The sequence below is a fragment of the Pseudomonas lundensis genome (assembly GCF_002269125.1).
Classification (GTDB): Bacteria; Pseudomonadota; Gammaproteobacteria; order Pseudomonadales; family Pseudomonadaceae; genus Aquipseudomonas; species Aquipseudomonas lundensis_A.
Window position 1 is genome coordinate 1 of the sequence record NZ_NQKI01000036.1, and the last position, 20,055, is coordinate 20,055.

Consider the following 20,055-nt stretch of genomic DNA (forward strand, 5'->3'; position numbering starts at 1 on the left):
AATCCGCGGTGAATGCACCGGCAGTAATCAGGCCCTGTTTGGTGCCGGTGATGGACATGTACGCTGGCGTCGCCATTGATGCTCTCCTTGCTGAAAAATAAGGACTTGAAAGGCCTAAATGCCGGTCAAGTGCTGAATGGAGTAACCAAAGTTCATGCCAACTTTTATCAAGCCATTTAAAAACAAGGAGTTACATCAAGTAAGGAATTTGGTTGATTATTTTTTAAACAAAAAACCCTAAAAAGTGCGCAAGAAGTTGCGCAGTACTGTGCAACTTCTTGCGCACTCGTCTACAGATCACGGTTTATATGTCATGTGGCAATGTATCCACACGGTTATCCACACTTGAGTGCGCAACTTCTTGCGCAGTCGCGAAAAATGAGAAACTTCAGAAACGCGATTTTTAAAAGTCTGTTCAGTTTAAAAACAGGCTGTTTTTAGCCCTCAAAATAGTCATTGAGCAGAGCTAAAAATCAGGGGCATTTGGGTAGGCATAACGACAGCGCCTCCCCCCCTCGGCAAAGGCTCTGTTGGTACTGAGCAGAACAGACTTCAAAGATTGGATGGAAGCCCTGCGAGGCTCAAACACAGCGACCAACGGCACAAGCCAAGCGCTTTACGTCGAGAAAAAAATCGGTGAATCAAGGACCGTAGACATCAGCACGCGTGACATCGAACTGTTCCAGCCGCTGTTACTTAAACAAGGACTCGCCCAAACGGCCGTGAATGACATTTCTATGATTGTCAGGCACATCGAGGTCAACATTTTTTTGAGACGGGACTCGCAAATCCACCCCTCTGGGCAGCATCAGTCATGGGGGGTACTGATGCTCAAGTGCTGGGCGGGACTGTCTTTATCTGACGTGATCTAGAAGCCGTACGGTGCAGGTACGCTGGCCGCCAGTGGTTCGAGAATGTCCTTTCATCAAATCCCGGAAACGAAAAAGCCCCTGAAATGTTCAAACATTTCAGGGGCTTAGTCGTATTCAATAATGGCGGAGAGATAGGGATTCGAACCCTAGGTACTGTCGCCAGTACAACGGATTTCGAATCCGTCCCATTCGGCCACTCTGGCATCTCTCCAACGGCGCGCATCATAACAGCACTTTTGATTCAGGCAAACCTTATTTTCAAAAAAACTGCGTGCTATCAGATGCTTGCGCGTTTTTACTGCTTAAAGCGGAACACCCAGGCGGTTTGCCACTTCTTCGTAGGCTTCGATGACGTCGCCCAACCCCTGACGGAAACGGTCTTTGTCCATCTTCTTGCCGGTGGCTTTGTCCCACAGACGGCAGCCGTCCGGGCTGAACTCGTCGCCCAGTACGATCGACCCGTCATGGAACACGCCGAATTCGAGTTTGAAGTCGACCAGCATCAGGCCGGCGTCGTCAAACAGCTTGCTCAGCACCTCGTTGACTTTGAGCGACAGCTCTTTCATGCGCACCAGTTGCTCGGCCGTACCCCAACCAAACGCCACTACGTGGGATTCGTTGATGAACGGGTCGCCTTTGGCGTCGTCTTTGAGGAACAGTTCGAAAGTGTAAGGGTTGAGTTTCATGCCCTCTTCAACGCCCAGGCGCTTGACCAGGCTGCCCGCCGCATAGTTACGCACGACGCACTCAACCGGGATCATGTCGAGCTTTTTCACCAGGCATTCGTTGTCGCCCAGCAGTTTGTCGAATTGGGTCGGCACGCCGGCTTCTTCGAGTTTCTGCATGATGAAGGCGTTGAACTTGTTGTTCACCATGCCTTTGCGATCGAGCTGCTCGATGCGCTTGCCGTCGAACGCCGAGGTGTCGTTGCGGAACAGCAGGATCAAGCGGTTGGCGTCGTCAGTCTTGTAAACCGATTTCGCTTTACCGCGATAGAGTTCTTCACGTTTTTCCATGATGGGCTCCGCATGCTAAGTAGGTGGGCTAGGCGATTGTGCGCCAGTCTAGCCCTGAATCTTGATCGGCCAGTTGCAGCCAGTCCGGGTCGCACCCAAGGGTGTCGACGAAACATTGCCGGGCCAGCTGCGGCAGGTTGTTCTTGCTGCTCAGGTGGGCCAGCACCAGATGTTGCAGGTCTTTCCAGCCCAACTCGGCCACCAGGTTTGCAGCCTGATGGTTGTTCAAATGTCCTTCCTGACCGCCCACCCGCTGCTTGAGAAAGTACGGGTAGTGGCCACGGGCAAGCATGTCGCGACAGTGGTTGGACTCAATTATCAACGCATCCAGATCACGATAGCTGTGCAGTATGCCGTCGCAATAGGACCCCAGGTCAGTCAACAAACCGAAACGCCGTTGACCATCACTGAATACGTATTGCGTTGGCTCCTGTGCATCGTGGGCGACCCGGGTAACGCTGATATTCAACGCACCAATCTGCAACGTTTCGCCACCCGCCACATAACCGGCAGGCTCAAGGGGTTTGCGCATCCCGCGCTGGGTGCCACGGCTCATATAAACCGGCAAATTGTAACGCCGAGACAGTAAACCCACGCCATGCACGTGATCGGCATGTTCGTGGGTTACCAGAATCGCGCTCAGTTGGTGTGGGCTAACGCCCAACCGAACCAGGCGGCGTTCGGTTTCCCGCAGGGAGAAACCGCAATCAACCAATACATAGGTGCTGTCGCTGGCTATCAGCGTGCCATTCCCTTGGCTACCACTGCCGAGAACGGCAAAACGCATAGGATCAGCCCAAGTTGTCCTGGATCACGCTCAACACTTTGCGTGCCACTTCTGGCGACGCGACGGTATTGATGTTTTCTTCGACCGTCACTTGCACCGCGTCGCCCACCTTGCTCAGGCGAACCTGATAGCGCTCGGCGCGGGCTTCGACTTCTTCCTTGTCGGGCTTACTGCCAAACATACCGGCGAAGAAACCAGGCTTATCGTCTTTTTTCTGGGCTTTTTCAGCGAGGTTGATGTAGTACAAACCCAACGTGCGGTTGATATCTTCCACACGCCATTCGCCCTGCTCCAGCGCACGGCCCACGCTGGACCACGCACGGTCGAGGTCTTCGTTGAGGGTCAGCACCGGGTTGCCGCTGCCATCTTCGTTCAGGGTCACACGGGTCGGCGTGTCGAAATCGCGGGCCGCCAGTAGTGACACCGTACCGCCCTTGTCGGCGCTGCGGCTCATGCTGACCAGCATTTCGTTAACCAGCGCTGCATCCAGACCGGTGTTGACTGAACGGTTAGTGAAATCAACATTGGCCGTGCTGCCCGCAGGGCGGTTGGCACTGACCACATAGATTTCGCTGGTATTGCGCTGCACGCCAGGCTCGATGCGGACCCGCAGACGGGTTTCGCTGTCTGCGGCCAGACCACTGCTGCCCAGGTGACGGGCCATCGGGGAGGACAATTCGCTGGCGCCCTGCCACGTGGTGGTGAACTCGCCGGTTTGCGGGCGCTGTTCATCAATACGGAAGCCGTTGTCCTGGAAGAACTGAACGGCCAGCGGCCAGACTTCAGATGGAGAACGCTGCGCCATTAACCAGCGGCTGTCGCCGCTTTTTTGCAGGCTGAAATCGCTGGCGCTGGTGGTAGCCAACAAAGGCTGCGGACGCGGTACTTCAAATTCGCCCTTAACGTTGTCATCCGGCACGTTGCTCGGGATCGGCAACAGCGGCACAAGGCGCTTGTCAGTCTGCACACCCGGCGGCAATTGCATTGGCGCCGTTTGTTGCGCCTCCAGATAGTCACTGCCACGGTCCCGGAAATAACCCTCTGGACCCCACAGCCAACCGCAACCGCTGGTGCTGGAAATAATCACGGCTAGTGCGGAAAGTCCGGCCAATCGCTTCATGCGTAGTGCTTCCTCAATTAAACCAATACGCCGGACTGGCGCAGGGCCTGACGCAGCGGTTCGTGGCAGGCTTCGCTGAGCCAGGTGAGCGGCAGACGGATACCGTCCGGCATCATGCCCATCTCATGCAGCGCCCACTTCACGGGGATAGGGTTGGATTCGATAAACAGGGTTTTATTGAGCGGCATCAGCTTTTCGTGAATGCCACGTGCCTTGACGGCATCACCCGCAATCGCGGCAGCACACAGGTCGCTCATGGCGCGCGGGGCTACGTTGGCGGTCACGGAAATATTGCCTTTGCCGCCTAGCAGCATCAGCTCAACAGCCGTAGCGTCGTCACCGGAGTACACCAGGAAATCTTTGTTGACGCCGGCCAGGATGTCCTTCGCGCGCTGCAGGTCGCCTGTGGCTTCCTTGATGCCGATGATGTTCGGCACCGTCGACAGGCGCACTACCGTGGCAGGCAGCATGTCGCACGCGGTACGACCCGGAACGTTGTAGAGGATCTGCGGGATGTCGACCGCTTCAGCGATGGCTTTGAAGTGCTGATACAAGCCTTCTTGCGTTGGCTTGTTGTAGTAAGGCGTGACCAGCAGGCAAGCATCTGCACCTGCCGCTTTCGCATTGGTGGTCAGCTCGATCGCCTCACGGGTCGAGTTGGCGCCCGTACCGGCGATGACCGGAATACGCCCTGCGACTTGTTTGACAACGTGACGAATCACTTCGATGTGTTCGTTCACATCCAGCGTTGCCGATTCACCTGTAGTGCCAACGGCAACAATGGCGTTGGTGCCCTCTTGCAGGTGAAAGTCCACCAGTTTGCTCAGAGCGTCCCAATCCAGGCGACCTTGTGCATCCATAGGTGTGACCAGTGCCACCATACTGCCCGCAATCATGCAACCGCTCCTGCCGGAAAAAGAGAGCCGTAATGGTACTGGCGCCTTGACCCTTGCACAAGCAACAGCGCGCCCGATGAGCATTCCCCTTCGCGCTGCTTTTCGCTACCCTTCAGCCTTTGATTGGTACTGATGTGCACGCGGGCCTGTTTTACGGCTCTTTATATCGCGCTCAAAGCCCCACCCAAACGCCGCCGTGCCAGGTTTGCAATTTTCCAAACCTTGTGTGACGGCCACTGTGTGCGAGCAAGTCGCGCTCTATTCAGCGGTCCCTGACAGCGCGTGCACCGACCGTACCGACCACTCATCGTTTTAGGAAGGCTGAATGTCCACCCCCACAGTTCGCGAACAATTCCTTGTCATCAGTGCCCTTGGCGCCAACCCAATGGAGCTGACCAACGTCCTGTGCCGTGCCAGCCATGAGAACCGCTGCGCTGTCGTGACTTCGCGCCTGACGCGCCACGGCGAGTGCAGCGCACTGGTACTGGAAGTCACCGGCAGCTGGGATGCCCTGGCGCGCCTTGAGGCCGGTTTGCCAACACTGGCCAAAAAACACGCATTCACCGTCAACGTGATCCGCAGTGCAGCGCTCGAAACCCGCCCGCAAGCCTTGCCTTACGTGGCGTATGTCAGTTCGGCGTATCGCCCGGACATCATCAATGAGCTGTGCCAGTTCTTCATCGACCACAACGTCGAACTCGAAAACCTGACCTGCGACACCTACCAAGCCCCGCAAACCGGCGGCACCATGCTCAACGCCACGTTTACCGTGACCTTGCCGGCAGGCGTGCAAATCAGCTGGCTGCGCGATCAGTTCCTTGATTTTGCCGACGCGCTGAACCTGGATGCGCTAATTGAACCTTGGCGCCCACAGAACCCGATGTAAGGAGCGACCCATGGCTGTTGCAATTGATCAACCCGTCAGCGACTTCCAGATCGCGGCCACCAGTGAGAAAACCGTCAAACTGTCGGACCTCAAAGGCAAGCAGGTGGTGATTTACTTTTACCCCAAAGACAGCACGCCGGGCTGCACCACCGAAGGTCAGGGGTTTCGCGACCATTACGCCGATTTTCAGGCGGCCAATACCGACATTTTTGGCGTTTCACGAGACAGCCTGAAATCACACGAAAACTTCAAGGCCAAGCAAGGCTTCCCGTTCGAGCTGCTGAGCGACAAGGACGAAGCCCTGTGCCAGTTGTTTGACGTGATCAAGCTGAAAAAGCTCTATGGCAAGGAATACCTGGGCGTCGACCGCAGTACCTTCCTGATCGACAAAGAAGGCGTGTTGCGTCACGAATGGCGTGGCGTGAAGGTTCCCGGTCACGTTGAAGCCGTGCTGGAACGAGCCAAGGCGCTGAATAACGCCTGACGCCAGATAACCCGCAGGCGCTAGCCTGCTCCTGCGGGTAATGGTCCTTACTGACGCACCAGGCGCACGTTGTTGAACTCGACCGTTTCAGTAGAACGGTACGGGTTGATGTCCAACCCGCCGCGACGCACGTAACGTGCATACACGGTTAGCTTCTCGGGCTTGAGCAGGCGTTGCAGGTCGAGAAAAATCCGCTCAACGCACTGTTCATGGAAGTCGGAGTGCTGGCGGAAGCTCACCAGATACGCCAGCAGACTGGCGTGATCCAGCGCAGCGCCACGGTATTGCACCACCACGGTGCCCCAATCGGGCTGACTGGTCACCGGGCAGTTGGATTTGAGCAAATGGCTGTAAACGCTTTCCTCAATCACCTGCGAATCATCGCACTCCAAAAGCTCAGGACGCGGCTGCGCATAGTCACTGACTGTGATGTCCAGCCCGTCGATGCACACACCCGGCAAAACACCTACGCCATCAGCTTGCACTTCATCCAACGTCCGTACGCGAACGATGACAGGCTTGCCCGAAGCTTCTGACAAGTCGGATGTCAGGGTCTCAAGCAGGCTTGATGTATCCGTAAACACGGTCTGGTTGAGGGAGTTGAGGTACAACTTGAAGGACTTGGATTCCACAATGTTGGGCGAATCGGCGGCGAAACAAAACTCGCCAATGGCAACGACTGGTTTACCCGACGGCAATAGCCAGGACAGCTCGAAGCACGTCCAGTAATCCACCCCGACATAAGGCAGCGTTTCGGCGCTCAGCCCCAGCTCTGCCCATTTCGCAGCTCGCGGGATGGGGAATAGCAGGGACGGGGTGTAGGTGCTGATGTATTCACTGGACTTGCCCAGCGGCGAATGTTCGGCTGCGGGATGCATGACAAAAAACCTGGCTAGAAAAACCCGGTAATTCTATCGGGTTTACGCCCGGCTTTCAGCGCCCGCAGATGAACTTCACGATTTAAGGCGCCACTTTGAGCGTCCCGACCATGCCTGCCTGATAGTGACCGGGCACATTGCAGGCAAATTCAAGGTCGCGAGCATCGCTGAATGTCCAGGTCAGCTCTGCGGTTTTACCTGGCTCAACCAGCACGCTGTTGGGGTCATCGTGGACCATCCCGGTCATCGACATCGAACCCTGCCCCATCGCGCCATGGTCCATTCCCGAGTGATCCATACCCGAGTGATCCATACCCGAGTGGTTCATGCCCGTGGTGGTCATCGCCCCGCTTTGCTGCATCTTGAGCATTTCTTTCTGATGCTCGGCATGCATCGCCGCATCGCCCAGGTTGAATTCATGCAGCAGCTGCCCCTTATTCACCAGCACAAAACGCACAGTTTCACCCGGCTTTACATTCAGGGTCTTGGGCGAAAATGCCAGATCAGTCATTTCAATATTGACCGTGCGTGTCGCGCTGGCAGCCGGAGCAGGCTGGCCGATCTCAGAATGACTGCTCGGTGAAGCACCGGCCGAGACACTGAATGCCAGCACACATGCCGCAAGGGCTACACGATTACGTCGGGTCATGGGAACTCCAGAAGGCTACTATTCGAATACCCCCCCCCCACTTTAAGCCTCGGCACTGGCAGTCAACTGACCGCAAGATTACAACTTTGTCAGGATTACCCTTCGCCGCAAGCACCGCTGTATAAGGCTGAGGTATTTTTTTAATAGGTCGCCCATGAAACTGCTGATTGTTGAAGACCAGCCCAAAACCGGGCAATACCTGCGTCAGGGCTTGAGCGAGGCGGGTTTCATCACCGAGCTGGCTGCTGACGGTATTACCGGTCAGCACCTCGCCCTGACCGGCGACTATGCGCTGTTGATCCTCGATGTGATGCTCCCCGGACGCGATGGCTGGCAAATCCTGCAAGCGGTGCGCAGCGCCGGGCTGGACATGCCTGTGCTGTTTCTCACCGCCCGTGATGCTGTCGAAGACCGCGTTCATGGCTTGGAACTGGGGGCCGACGATTACCTGGTCAAGCCCTTTGCCTTTTCCGAGCTGTTGGCACGCGTGCGCAGCCTCATGCGGCGAGGCAGCAGTACCCCCCAAGAAACCAGCCTGCAACTGGCCGACCTGCGTCTGGACTTGATCCGCCGCCGTGTCGAACGCAACGGCCAGCGCATCGACCTCACTGCCAAGGAGTTCTCACTGTTGGAGTTGCTGCTCAGGCGTCAGGGTGAAGTGCTGCCCAAATCGCTGATTGCCTCTCAGGTGTGGGACATGAATTTCGACAGCGACACCAATGTCATCGAAGTCGCCATCCGCCGTCTGCGCCTGAAAATCGATGACAGCCACGAACAAAAGCTGATCCACACCGTGCGCGGCATGGGTTACGTGCTCGAAGAGCGCACGCCGTGATGCGTCGTCTGTCGCTGAGCAGTCGTCTGGCGCTGCTGTTCGCGGGTTGCACGGCGGTGGTGTCGCTGTTCGCCGGGGTGCTGTTCGGACGCGCCAGCGAGGTGCATTTCGTTGAACTGGATCAGCAACTGATGGAAGCCCGGCTTGCCGGACTGCGCAGCACGCTGCACGGGGTCAGCACTCTGGACCAGTTCTCCCTGCGTTTACCGGTGTTGCTGCAAGACTTGAGTCATCAGCCCGATCTGAGCATTCGCGTACGTGGCCCGGACGGTCACGTATGGTTCGACAGCTCATCCCGGCTGCCCAACGATTTGCCCACCTCACCCGGACTGGGCAGCCTGCAAATAAACGGCACCGATTATCGCGTACTCAATCCCCAGCCGGAATCCCCGGACGCGCCACGCTTGACGTTGCTGCTAGATATCACCCATCACCAACATTTCTTGCAGCGCATGCAACGCTTGATCTGGATGACCGTCGGCCTCTCAGCGCTGGCCACGGCAATCTTGGGCGCATGGGCCGCGCGCAGTGGCTTGCGTCCATTGCGCCGCATGAGCGCTATTGCGGCCAGCGTCTCGGCTGATTCGCTAAATTCACGCTTGCCCGAAGCGCAAATGCCTACGGAGCTTGCAGATTTGGCGCGTGCTTTCAATGCCATGCTGGAGCGGCTTGACGCGTCATTTCAGCGCCTGTCGGCCTTCTCCGCCGATATTGCACACGAGCTGCGCACACCGCTCTCCAACCTGCTGACCCACACCCAAGTCACGCTGACACGGCCGCGCGACATTGATGCCTACCGCGAAGCCCTGCACAGCAACCTCGAAGAGCTGCAATGGATGGCACAGCTGGTCAACGACATGCTGTACCTGGCCAAAGCCGACCACGGCCTGCTGACACCCAGGCGCGAACCGCTGGACCTTGCACAAGAGGTGGAAGCCTTGCTGGAGTTTTATGCGTTGCTGGCAGAAGAGTCGCACATTCAGTTGACCCACGAAGGCAGCGGCCACTTGGCAGGCGATCGCAGCATGCTGCGCCGGGCCCTGTCCAACCTGCTGGATAACGCCTTGCGCTACACGCCCGCAGGCGGCGAGATCCGGGTGCGCATGACGCCGTCAGCACAAAGCGTGCGTATCACCCTTGAAAACACTGGACCCGGCATCCCGGCAGCGTTACTGCCACGCCTGTTCGACCGGTTTTACCGGGCGGACCCGGCACGCCGGGAAGGCAGCAGTGAGCATGCAGGTTTGGGGCTGGCAATCACCCAATCGATCATTCGCGCCCATGGCGGGCAGATTGGGTGTGAGTCACAGGAAGGGATGACGCGGTTTGTGATTGAACTGCCGGTCAGGCCGCAGTCGGTGTAGGCGCTGTCGCAGGCTGCGATGCTTCGATCATCAAGCAAGCAGCCTGCGCACACGTACGAGGATCAGGAGTAACGCAGGGCGTGGGCCGGCTGGATTTTCGCCGCGCGGTACGCCGGGTACAACGTCGCGAGGAAGCTCAGCACAAAGCCCGCCGTGCAAATCAGCAGCACGTCTGCGCCCTGCAACTCGGACGGCAGGTTGCTGACGAAGTAAACGTCAGAACTAAAGATGTGCTGCCCCGAAACCCGCTCCATCCAACCCACAAGCGCACTGACATTCAGTGCGGCAATCACGCCCAGCACGCCACCGATCAGGGTGCCGACAATGCCGATCACCGTGCCTTGCACCATAAAAATGGCCATGATCTGACGCGGCGTGGCGCCGATGGTGCGCAAGATCGCGATGTCAGCGCCCTTGTCATTCACCACCATGATCAAGGTTGCGATGATGTTGAACGCGGCCACGGCCACAATCATCAACAACAGCAGACCAATCATGGTTTTTTCCATTTTCATGGCGCTGAATAGACTGCCCTGGGTGTGCGTCCAGTCATCCGCGCGGTAGCCGTCACCTAACCCGGCGGCTACTTCAGCCGAGACGCTCGGCGCGGCATACAGGTCCTTGACCGCCAGGCGCACGCTCTGTACCTGATTCGGCTCCCAGCGTTGCATGGTGGCTGCGTCGGCGACGTGGATCAGCCCCATCGAGCCATCCAGTTCGGCGCCCACTTTGAAGATCCCCACCACATTCAAGCGTTGCAGGCGCGGGGTGATGCCACCCGGCGCGGTGCTGGCTTCCGGCACGATCAACGTGATCTTGTCGCCCACGCCCAAGCGGAAACGGCGCGCGGTAATATCACCCAATACCACGCCAAATTCGCCGGGTTTCAAGTCTTCCATGCGCCCCTGCACGATGTGCCGGGTCACGATGGACACCTCGCCTTCCCGTGCCGGGTCCACGCCGCTGATCTGGATAGGCTGCATAGCCCCCTTGTAGGACAGCATCCCTTCCATCTCGGTGAACGGCACCGCCGCCGTGACCTCTGGATTTTTCATGGCGGCTTCGGCCACCGGGCGCCAGTCATCAATGGGCTTTACGCCAATGATGGTGGCATGGGGCACCATGCCGAGGATGCGGTTACTCATTTCACGCTGAAAACCGTTCATCACCGACAGCACCACGATCATCGCCAGCACGCCCAGGGCGAGGCCAATCATTGAAGTCATGGAGATGAACGAAACAAAACGATTGCGGCGCTTGGCGCGGGTATAGCGCGTGCCGATAAAAATCGATAACGGTCTGAACATTCGCGGGCACCGTAAAAAAATAAAAGACCCGGCACCGGTCAGGGCGCCGGGTTTTGGCCGATTAAATCGTGGTCAGGCGACCTTCTTGAAGGTGCAGCACACGATCCATCTGACGGGCCAGGTTCATGTCGTGAGTCACCACCAGGAACGCAGTGCGCATCGAGGTACTGAGTTCGAGCATCAGGTCCTGAATGCCTTGCGCGGTGTGGGCGTCGAGGTTGCCGGTCGGCTCATCGAGCATCACCAGCCCGGGCTTGTTGACCAGCGCACGAGCAATGGCCACGCGTTGGCGCTCACCACCGGACAACTCGGCCGGCTTGTGCTCCAGACGGTGGCTCAGGCCGACACGGGTCAACAGTGCCGTGGCCCGCTCCCGCGCTTCAGGAATCGATGTCTTGCCGATCAACAACGGCATGCACACGTTTTCCAGCGCCGTGAACTCGGGCAGCAAATGGTGAAACTGGTACACGAAACCCAATGAACGGTTACGCAATTGGCCACGGGCCTTCTCGCCCAGCGCCGACAGTTCTTCACCCGCCAGCCACACACTGCCGGAGGACGGCGTGTCGAGGCCACCGAGCAAATTAAGCAAGGTACTTTTGCCCGAACCCGACGTGCCGACGATGGCTACGCGCTCACCCGGGTGCAACTCAAGTTGCAGGCCCGACAACACCACCACCGACTCCGGGCCTTCCTCGTAGGACTTGCCCAGGTCGCGGCAACTCAACACTGCTTGTTCTTTCATGCCCAACTCACTCATAACGAAGCGCCTGCGCAGGCTGGGTGCGCGCAGCACGCCAGGCCGGGTACAAGGTCGCGAGGAAACTCAGAACCAATGCCGCGCCACAGACCATCAACACGTCCTGCATCTGCAATTGCGACGGCAGGTAGTCGATGAAATACACGTCGGCGTTCAGAAACTTGTGGCCGATCAGCCCTTCAAGGGCCGCGATCGCCGCGCTCACATTCAAGGCTGCCAGCATGCCCAGCACCGCGCCAATGGCAGTGCCGACCACGCCGATCACGGTGCCCTGCACCATAAAAATGGCCATGATCGTGCCCGGCGTAGCGCCCAGCGTACGCAGGATCGCGATGTCGCCCTTCTTGTCGTTCACCACCATGACCAGCGTGGAAATGATGTTGAAGGCCGCCACGGCCACAATCAGCAACAGGAGCAGACCGATCATGGCTTTTTCCATGCGGATGGCCTGATACAGGTTACCGTGGGTGCGGGTCCAGTCACGTGCGTAATAACGGTCATCGCCCAGCTTTTGTGCGATTTCCCACGCCGTGCGAGGTGCCTGGAACAGGTCGTCGAACTTCAGGCGCAAACCTTGCACCTGGTCTGGCTTCCAGCGCTGCAAACGCGCCAGATCCTGCAGGTTAGTAATGCCCAGATAGCCGTCGATTTCACCGGCGCCCACATGGAAAATGCCCTGCACCGTGAACCGCTTCATGCGCGGAAACATACCTGCCGGGGTCACCGTGACTTCCGGGGCCACAAACGTCAGTTTGTCGCCAACCGCCACGCCGAGCTTTTTCGCCGCCTTGTCGCCAATGATGATGCCGAAGCCGCCGGGCGCCAGTGAGTCGAGCTGACCTTGCAACATGAACCGGTCAATGATCGACACCTTGCGTTCTTGCGCGGGATCGATCGCATTGAGCAGGACCTTTTGCACGTTACCGTCATGGGTCAGCAGGCCCTGCATCTGGGTGTACGGCGCAACCGCCTCCACCTTCGGGTTCTGCCTGACCTGAGCGGCCAACGACTGCCAGTCACTGATCGGCTGGTCGCCGACAATGGTCGCGTGGGGCACCATGCCCAGCACACGGGTGCGCATCTCATGATCGAAGCCGTTCATCACCGACAACACCACAATCATCACGATCACGCCAAGGGCGAGTCCGATCATTGAAGTCAGAGAAATGAACGACACAAAATGATTGCGACGCTTTGCACGGGTATAACGCGTGCCGATAAATACGAAGAGAGGTCTGAACATGTCGGGGCTTGTTCGAGGGAAAAGAAGACGTCCTTGTGGCGGGGCCTGATAAGCAGCTTTACACTCAGACCACAGCCGCCACCATGGGTTCGCCATGTCGACATTAGATGAAGCAGATCGCCGCGAATACTACCGTATCGATGATGTGATCGCACTGGAAATAACCCCGCTGTCGGCACCTCAAGCCGCGAGCACTGAAGTGTTGCAGGATGCTTCGCCTTTATTCAATTTACTCAGTGAGTTACACCTGAGTGAATTCGAGTCGCAGCACCTGCTGCGCCAGATCAGCGAACGCGACCGCACCCTCTCCAGTTACCTCAAAACCCTGAACAAACGGGTTGACCTGCTTAGCCAGGTGGTCGCGCAGACCGTACTGGGCAAGATCGGCGAACTGCAACCGGTCAAGCTTTCCGAAGGTGGTATCGAGTTCCAGCATGCAAACGCCTATTCACCGGGTACCCACCTCTCAATCAAACTGGTGTTGATGCCGCAAGCGTTGGGGCTGCTGTTGCGCGCCAAGGTCACGCATTGCACCCCGCGCAGCGGCCAATTCGAGATAGGCACCGAGTTCGAAGCCATCACCGACGCACAGCGCCAGTTGCTGGCCCGTTACATATTGCAGAAACAGGCTCAGGCACGCCGTCTGGCCCGAGAACAAAACGAAGCAGCCGAAGAAGAGTAAGCGCGTCCCAACGCTGTGAATTGTGTATTAAGGAGCAATTGTGACCCTGATTTATGGCCATCGCGGCGCCAAAGGCGAAGCACCCGAAAACACCCTCGCCAGCTTTGAGCAATGCCTCAAGCACGGCGTGCGCCGCTGCGAACTCGACCTGCACCTGTCCAAGGACGGTGAGCTGATGGTGATCCACGACCCGACGCTCAAGCGCACTACCGACCGACGCGGCAAGGTGATCGAACACACCGCAGCGGACCTGGCGACCTATGACGCACGCAAAGGCGGCCCTGGCTGGGTGCATCCGTGTCCGATTCCACGACTCGAAGAACTGTTTGAAAAATGCGACTTCGAACACTGGCAGCTGGAAGTCAAAAGCGCGTCACGCACGCGAGCGGCGACCACCGTACTGGCGATTCGCGACATGGCCCAGCGCCACGGCCTGATGGATAAAGTCACCGTGACCTCAAGTTCCCGTGAAGTGCTCAGGGCTGCTATCGAGCTGACACCGGACTTGTCCCGCGGACTGGTTGCAGAGTACGCCTGGCTCGACCCGTTGAAGGTCGCGCAAAACTATGGCTGCGAGATGCTGGCATTGAACTGGACACTCTGCACCCCGGAGCGCCTGGAAAAAGCCCAGCGTCAGGGTTTGCATGTGTCGGTATGGACAGTCAACGAGCCTGCATTGATGCGCAGACTCGCTGATTTCGGCGTAGATAGCCTGATTACAGACTTTCCCGGTTTGGCCACTGCCACCCTCGGGAATGGCTGAAATCGGTCTCCCCGGCCGGCTCAGGCCACCGGCCGGAGCCGCTTAAAAAAGCCGGTTAAGGCCGTCGTAAGCCGCTACCCGATAGGCTTCAGCCATGGTCGGGTAGTTAAACGTGGTATTGACGAAGTACTTCAGGGTATTGAGCTCGCCCGGCTGATTCATGATCGCCTGACCGATGTGCACGATCTCCGATGCCTGATAGCCGAAGCAATGTACGCCCAGTACTTGCAAGGTTTCGCGGTGGAACAGGATTTTCAGCATGCCTTGCGGCTCGCCTGCAATCTGCGCACGCGCCATGCCCTTGAAGAACGCCTTGCCCACTTCGTAAGGCACTTTAGCCTGGGTCAGCTCTTGCTCGTTCTTGCCGATCGAGCTGATCTCCGGAATGGTGTAAATGCCGGTCGGCACGTCATTCACGAAACGCCAGCTGCCATTGTCCACGATGCTGCCCGCAGCCGAGCGGCCCTGGTCGTGCGCCGCACTGGCCAGGCTCGGCCAGCCAATCACATCGCCTGCCGCGTAGATGTTGGGCACCACAGTGCGGTAGTTCTCATCCACGCTGATCTGGCCGCGACCATTGGGTTTGATGCCAATGTTCTCCAGCCCCAGCTGATCAGTGTTGCCAGTACGGCCGTTGCACCAGAGCAAGGCATCGGCCTTGATCTTCTTGCCCGACTTGAGGTGCAGGATCACGCCATTCTCGACGCCTTCAACACGCTCGTACTCTTCGTTGTGACGCACGGTGATGTTGTTGTTGCTGAAGTGGTAGCTCAGCGCCTGCGAGATCTCGGAATCAAGGAAGCTCAGCAGTTGCTCGCGGTTATCCACCAGCTCAACCAGTACGCCCAGACCACTGAAGATCGACGCGTATTCACAACCGATCACGCCAGCACCGTAGACGATCAGCTTGCGCGGGGTGTGACCCAGGCTGAGGATGGTGTCGCTGTCGTAGATGCGCGAGTGGGTGAAATCGATATCGGCCGGGCGATATGGGCGCGAACCGGTAGCAATGATGATCTGCTTGGCCATCAGCGTTTCAACTACACCATTGGCGCAGACCACTTCAATGGTTTGCTCGTCGGTAAAACTGCCAGTGCCGAAGAACAGGTCCACACGGTTACGGGCGTAGTAACCGGTGCGAGAGGTCACTTGCTTGGAAATCACCTTCTCGGCGCTTTTCAGCACATCCGGGAAGGAAAACCAGCGAGGTTCACCGATCGCCCGAAACATCGGGTTGGTGTTGAACTGCATGATCTGCCGGACCGAGTGACGCAACGCCTTGGACGGGATGGTGCCCAAGTGTGTGCAGTTGCCGCCGACCTGACGCCGGCTGTCGACCATCGCCACCTTGCGCCCTGCTTTAGCGGCGTTCATTGCCGCACCTTCTCCTGCCGGGCCGGAACCCAGTACCACTACGTCGTAGTTGTAGACAGCCATGCGTACTCCTCAGAACGGGCCGCGGCGCATTTTCAGGCGCCTGCGGCTAAATCATGACGCGGCCGGCGCCATGAAGGATCAAAACGTGGGGCACAGTCTATAGAAGCCTGAACGCGGCGAACATTAACCCTTGGTCTCGTCGTAGGCTAATTTTGTGTTCACTACATCGAGAAGTGGCCTTAACTCTCTTCAAGGTACAGAAACGGGCTGCGTGAAATGTAAACGCCGCAGGCCCCTTTGCCTTGATCGCAGTCCCGCGCCACTGGTCCCATTTAATCATTCAGAGAGCCCCCTCATGCGCCCGCTATTGATCGCTCTGTTGTTGATGAACAGCATTAACTGCTTGGCAGACGAGACAAAACCGATCAAGGAGGCGAATTTTCCCACCCAGCTTCAAGATGGTTCTCAAACCCTGCAACGCAAAGGTCAAATCGTGCTGACCTACCTGTGGGCCGACATCTACGCTGCAGCACTGTTTACGCCTGCCAACCTCAGCCCCCAACGCGCCTATGAACAGCTGCGTGACGTGCGCCTTGAACTGTTTTATTTGCGCGACCTTGATCACAGCGACATCACCACGGCCTCTGCTGCCATTCTCAAGCGCCAACACTCCCCTGCCACACTCAGCGCCCTCGACCCGGGATTAAAGAAACTGCAAGGCAGCTTCGCCAATATCCAACGCGGTGACCGCTATGCACTGGATTACGACCCCGTTCGGGGCCTGAACCTTGAACGCAATGGCCAGGTCATCTTCAACACCAAAGACAGGGCGCTTGCCAAAGCGTACCTGGGCATTTGGCTCGCCCCTGAAGGGTTGCCCGAAACACTGCGCCAAACACTCCTGGCACAAACCCCGTGAACAATCGGTAGTCACATCATTAGTTGCCTACACATTTTGATACACATATGGTTACAAAACTGTTTTGCTGACCGGCGCAGCCCCGGAACAGGCAGTGTGGACGACTAAAAACATGGATACGCATAAAACAGATAACAGCGGGTGATTTCTGATGGCCTCCAGTGCAGGTAAAGGCAAGGCGATTTTTCGCGTTGTCAGCGGTAACTTCCTCGAAATGTTCGATTTCATGGTCTTTGGCTTTTATGCCACGGCCATTGCCAACACATTCTTTCCAAGTAATAGCGCCTTCGCCTCCTTGATGCTCGCGCTGGCCACGTTCGGCGCTGGCTTCTTGATGCGCCCGCTGGGTGCGATCTTCCTCGGCGCCTACATTGACCGCCATGGCCGACGCAAAGGCCTGATCATCACCCTCGCCCTGATGGCCATGGGTACAGTGCTGATTGCCTGTGTACCGGGTTACGCCACGCTGGGCGTAGCTGCGCCGCTGCTGGTGCTGTTGGGCCGCCTGTTACAAGGGTTCTCCGCAGGTGTAGAGCTGGGTGGCGTCTCGGTGTACTTGTCAGAAATTGCCACACCGGGCCGCAAAGGCTTTTTTGTCAGCTGGCAGTCCGCCAGCCAGCAAGCCGCCGTGGTCTTTGCCGGGCTGCTTGGTGTCGGCTTGAATCACTGGCTTAGCCCACAAGACATGGGCGAATGGGGCTGGCGTATTCCATTTTTGCTGGGCTGCCTGATTGTGCCGGTGATCTTTGTCATTCGCCGCTCAATGGAAGAAACGCCAGAATTTGAAGCTCGCGAACATCGCCCAACCCTGCGGGAAATCATTCGTTCAATCAGTCAGAACTTTGGACTGGTACTGGGCGGTATGGCGCTGGTGGTGATGACCACTGTGTCGTTTTACCTGATCACGGCCTACACCCCGACCTTCGGGAAAGCAGAGCTGAATCTGTCAGATTTTGATGCGCTGTTGGTGACGGTCTGTATCGGTGCCTCCAACTTCTTCTGGCTACCGGTGATGGGCTCACTGTCTGACAAGATCGGGCGCAAACCCTTACTGCTGGGTGCGACCCTTCTCGCGATTCTGACCGCCTACCCATCGCTGTCATGGCTGGTGGCCAACCCGAGCTTCAGCCATTTGCTGATCGTCGAACTGTGGCTGTCGTTCCTGTACAGCTCGTACAACGGCGCGATGGTGGTGGCACTCACCGAAATCATGCCGGTGGAAGTACGAACCACTGGCTTCTCGCTGGCTTATAGCCTGGCGACCGCAACCTTCGGTGGGTTCACCCCGGCAGCGTGCACCTATTTGATCCACGTATTGGACAACAAGGCAGCCCCGGGCCTGTGGCTGACCGGGGCGGCGGTGCTTGGGCTGATTGCGACCGTTGTGCTGTTTCGTGGCAACACGCATGAACTGCGCACAGCCAAATCGGCTGTGGCGGGCAACGCGTGACACCTCTGTAAACGTTACAGAGCAGAAACAAAAACGCCCCGAACCAGTCGGGGCGTTTTCACTTGCAGCAGACGCTTAGCGCGGGAACGCTGGCGGGTTAACCCCGGCCATGTCTTCCATCACGCGCACTACCTGGCAGCTGTAACCGAACTCGTTGTCGTACCACACGTACAGCACAACGCGGTTGTCGTTGCAGATAGTGGCTTCGGCATCAACTACACCCGCATGACGCGAGCCAACGAAGTCAGTGGAAACCACTTCCTGCGAGCTGACGAAGTCGATCTGCTTGTGCAGTTCGGAGTGCAGCGCCATGTGACGCAGGTACTCGTTCATTTCTTCACGAGTGGCCGGCTTCTCAAGGTTCAGGTTGAGGATGGCCATTGACACGTTTGGCGTCGGCACGCGGATCGCGTTACCGGTCAGCTTGCCAGCCAGCTCAGGCAGCGCCTTGGCGGCAGCCGTGGCAGCGCCGGTCTCGGTGATGACCATGTTCAGCGCAGCCGAACGGCCACGGCGGTCGCCCTTGTGGAAGTTGTCGATCAGGTTCTGGTCGTTGGTGTACGAGTGAACCGTTTCAACGTGACCGTTCACAATGCCGAACTTGTCATTCACAGCTTTAAGCACCGGCACAATGGCGTTGGTGGTGCAAGAAGCAGCCGAAATGATTTTGTCGTCAGCGGTGATTTCACCGTGGTTGATGCCGTGAACGATGTTCTTGAGTTTGCCTTTGCCAGGCGCCGTCAGGACCACGCGATCTACGCCAGGGCACGCCAGGTGCTGGCCCAGACCGTCGGCGTCACGCCATACACCGGTGTTGTCCACCAGCAATGCGTTTTGAATGCCGTACTGGGTGTAGTCCACCTCAGTCGGGTTCTTCGCGTAGATCACCTGAATCAGGTTACCGTTAGCGGTGATGGTGTTGTTTTCTTCGTCCACCACGATGGTGCCGTCGAACGGGCCATGCACCGAGTCACGACGCAACAGACTGGCACGCTTGACCAGATCATTATCGGCACCTTTGCGCACAACAATCGCACGCAAGCGCAGACCGTCGCCGCCGCCGGTTTTTTCGATCAGGATGCGCGCCAGCAGGCGACCGATACGGCCAAAACCGTACAGCACGACGTCGGTGCCTTTACGGGCTTCGGCGTTTTGCTGACCTACCACGTCGGCCAGCTCTTCACGCACGAACTGTTCGGCGGTACGGCCATTGCCTTCGGCCTTGAACTTGACGGCCAGCTTGCCCAGGTCTACCGAAGCAGCACCCAGCTTGAGTTCGCTCATCGCTTTGAGCAGCGGGAAAGTTTCGTGCACGGACAATTCGATGTCATCGGACTGGCGATGACGCGCAAAGCGGTGAGCTTTGAGAATCGCAATGACTGAACGGTTGATCAGGCTGCGGCCATAGATCGAGCTCACCACGTTGTTATTGCGGTAGAGCTGACCAATCAGCGGAATCATCGCTTCTGCGAGTGCTTCACGGTCGATCCATTCACCAAGACACTGGTCGGGCTTCTGAGTCACGGGAACCTTCCACATGTAGGGGCTGAAAAAAGGGGCTACATTATGCCGCCGGCTCTGGCCATGGGCAATGTGCGCCTGTCATGAGGCTTGACTGAAACGATTAAGCCTCAATATTTACAGGTGAAAAAAATCGCTATCCGCGTTTTTCCCGTGCGTTTTAGGGGCGTGGCAAGGGGTCACGGGCTGCATTTTGCTGTTTACCCGAAGGATTTGCCGCGCCACTTAAGACGACAACTGACAGCC

Annotated in this window: 19 protein-coding genes, 1 tRNA gene and 1 pseudogene; 8 read left to right on the forward strand and 13 right to left on the reverse strand. The window is 57.7% G+C overall.

Annotated features, from left to right (window positions below; translation table 11 throughout):
* From CJF39_RS22875 to dapA, 6 genes and pseudogenes are all read right to left on the reverse strand, one after another.
* Positions 1–76 (reverse strand): annotated as a pseudogene (locus tag CJF39_RS22875) (Hcp family type VI secretion system effector); the annotation flags it as partial.
* A 917-nt stretch (positions 77–993) separates the two neighbouring features.
* A tRNA-Ser gene (locus CJF39_RS18535) sits at positions 994–1,083 on the reverse strand.
* Between the two features lie 91 nt (positions 1,084–1,174).
* Positions 1,175–1,888, reverse strand: coding sequence for a phosphoribosylaminoimidazolesuccinocarboxamide synthase (gene purC, locus CJF39_RS18540; RefSeq protein ID WP_047274084.1), 714 nt, complete (start codon positions 1,886–1,888; stop codon positions 1,175–1,177).
* A 28-nt stretch (positions 1,889–1,916) separates the two neighbouring features.
* The gene (locus CJF39_RS18545; RefSeq protein WP_094994751.1) at positions 1,917–2,675 is read right to left on the reverse strand and encodes an MBL fold metallo-hydrolase; all 759 of its coding nucleotides are present in this window, start codon (positions 2,673–2,675) and stop codon (positions 1,917–1,919) included.
* A 4-nt stretch (positions 2,676–2,679) separates the two neighbouring features.
* Positions 2,680–3,795, reverse strand: coding sequence for an outer membrane protein assembly factor BamC (gene bamC / locus CJF39_RS18550; protein ID WP_094994752.1), 1,116 nt, complete (start codon positions 3,793–3,795; stop codon positions 2,680–2,682).
* Between the two features lie 17 nt (positions 3,796–3,812).
* On the reverse strand, positions 3,813–4,691 hold the full coding sequence (dapA, locus tag CJF39_RS18555; protein ID WP_094994753.1) for a 4-hydroxy-tetrahydrodipicolinate synthase: 879 nt from the start codon (positions 4,689–4,691) through the stop codon (positions 3,813–3,815).
* 325 nt (positions 4,692–5,016) lie between these two features.
* On the opposite strand from dapA, the gene CJF39_RS18560 reads away from it, so the two are divergent.
* Both CJF39_RS18560 and CJF39_RS18565 read left to right on the forward strand, forming a co-directional pair.
* Entirely contained in the window at positions 5,017–5,577 is a 561-nt protein-coding gene (locus tag CJF39_RS18560; protein WP_094994754.1) for a glycine cleavage system protein R, read from the forward strand.
* Between the two features lie 10 nt (positions 5,578–5,587).
* Positions 5,588–6,061 (forward strand): peroxiredoxin, encoded by a 474-nt coding sequence (locus CJF39_RS18565; RefSeq protein ID WP_094994755.1) that lies wholly within the window; start codon positions 5,588–5,590, stop codon positions 6,059–6,061.
* Positions 6,062–6,108: 47 nt separating this feature from the next.
* Here CJF39_RS18565 and queF read toward each other — a convergent pair whose 3' ends face one another.
* A complete protein-coding gene (queF, locus tag CJF39_RS18570; protein ID WP_094994756.1) occupies positions 6,109–6,939 on the reverse strand; it encodes an NADPH-dependent 7-cyano-7-deazaguanine reductase QueF in 831 nt (276 codons plus the stop codon).
* Positions 6,940–7,021: 82 nt separating this feature from the next.
* On the reverse strand, positions 7,022–7,588 hold the full coding sequence (locus CJF39_RS18575) for a copper-resistant cuproprotein CopI (RefSeq protein ID WP_094994757.1): 567 nt from the start codon (positions 7,586–7,588) through the stop codon (positions 7,022–7,024).
* A gap of 154 nt (positions 7,589–7,742) precedes the next feature.
* Here CJF39_RS18575 and CJF39_RS18580 point away from each other — a divergent pair, with 154 nt between their 5' ends.
* The gene (locus CJF39_RS18580) at positions 7,743–8,423 is read left to right on the forward strand and encodes a heavy metal response regulator transcription factor (RefSeq protein ID WP_094994758.1); all 681 of its coding nucleotides are present in this window, start codon (positions 7,743–7,745) and stop codon (positions 8,421–8,423) included.
* On the forward strand, positions 8,423–9,787 hold the full coding sequence (locus CJF39_RS18585) for a heavy metal sensor histidine kinase (protein ID WP_094994759.1): 1,365 nt from the start codon (positions 8,423–8,425) through the stop codon (positions 9,785–9,787). Before CJF39_RS18580 ends, CJF39_RS18585 begins: the two co-directional genes overlap by 1 nt.
* Before the next feature lie 62 nt (positions 9,788–9,849).
* On the opposite strand, the gene CJF39_RS18590 is transcribed toward CJF39_RS18585, so the two are convergent.
* The 3 genes from CJF39_RS18590 to CJF39_RS18600 all read right to left on the reverse strand — a co-directional run bounded on the left by CJF39_RS18590 (position 9,850) and on the right by CJF39_RS18600 (position 13,097).
* Positions 9,850–11,094: a lipoprotein-releasing ABC transporter permease subunit gene (locus tag CJF39_RS18590; RefSeq protein WP_094994760.1), complete on the reverse strand. Its 1,245-nt coding sequence runs from the start codon at positions 11,092–11,094 to the stop codon at positions 9,850–9,852.
* A 61-nt stretch (positions 11,095–11,155) separates the two neighbouring features.
* Positions 11,156–11,839, reverse strand: a complete 684-nt coding sequence (lolD, locus tag CJF39_RS18595) for a lipoprotein-releasing ABC transporter ATP-binding protein LolD (RefSeq protein WP_169965720.1) — start codon at positions 11,837–11,839, stop codon at positions 11,156–11,158.
* Between the two features lie 7 nt (positions 11,840–11,846).
* Complete coding sequence (locus CJF39_RS18600; protein WP_094994762.1) at positions 11,847–13,097, reverse strand: lipoprotein-releasing ABC transporter permease subunit; 1,251 nt, start codon at positions 13,095–13,097, stop codon at positions 11,847–11,849.
* A 94-nt stretch (positions 13,098–13,191) separates the two neighbouring features.
* On the opposite strand from CJF39_RS18600, the gene CJF39_RS18605 reads away from it, so the two are divergent.
* Positions 13,192–13,779 carry a PilZ domain-containing protein gene (locus CJF39_RS18605; protein WP_070413007.1) on the forward strand — a complete coding sequence of 196 codons (588 nt, stop codon included), beginning with the start codon at positions 13,192–13,194 and terminating at the stop codon, positions 13,777–13,779.
* A gap of 40 nt (positions 13,780–13,819) precedes the next feature.
* Positions 13,820–14,542 carry a glycerophosphodiester phosphodiesterase gene (locus CJF39_RS18610; protein WP_094994763.1) on the forward strand — a complete coding sequence of 241 codons (723 nt, stop codon included), beginning with the start codon at positions 13,820–13,822 and terminating at the stop codon, positions 14,540–14,542.
* A gap of 42 nt (positions 14,543–14,584) precedes the next feature.
* On the opposite strand, the gene sthA is transcribed toward CJF39_RS18610, so the two are convergent.
* Complete coding sequence (gene sthA / locus CJF39_RS18615) at positions 14,585–15,979, reverse strand: Si-specific NAD(P)(+) transhydrogenase (protein ID WP_047275673.1); 1,395 nt, start codon at positions 15,977–15,979, stop codon at positions 14,585–14,587.
* Between the two features lie 295 nt (positions 15,980–16,274).
* Here sthA and CJF39_RS18620 point away from each other — a divergent pair, with 295 nt between their 5' ends.
* Positions 16,275–16,838 (forward strand): chalcone isomerase family protein, encoded by a 564-nt coding sequence (locus CJF39_RS18620; protein ID WP_094994764.1) that lies wholly within the window; start codon positions 16,275–16,277, stop codon positions 16,836–16,838.
* A gap of 151 nt (positions 16,839–16,989) precedes the next feature.
* Positions 16,990–18,288 (forward strand): MFS transporter, encoded by a 1,299-nt coding sequence (locus CJF39_RS18625; RefSeq protein ID WP_094994765.1) that lies wholly within the window; start codon positions 16,990–16,992, stop codon positions 18,286–18,288.
* Between the two features lie 75 nt (positions 18,289–18,363).
* Here CJF39_RS18625 and CJF39_RS18630 read toward each other — a convergent pair whose 3' ends face one another.
* Positions 18,364–19,827 carry a glyceraldehyde-3-phosphate dehydrogenase gene (locus tag CJF39_RS18630; RefSeq protein WP_094994766.1) on the reverse strand — a complete coding sequence of 488 codons (1,464 nt, stop codon included), beginning with the start codon at positions 19,825–19,827 and terminating at the stop codon, positions 18,364–18,366.
* Positions 19,828–20,055 lie beyond the last annotated feature (228 nt).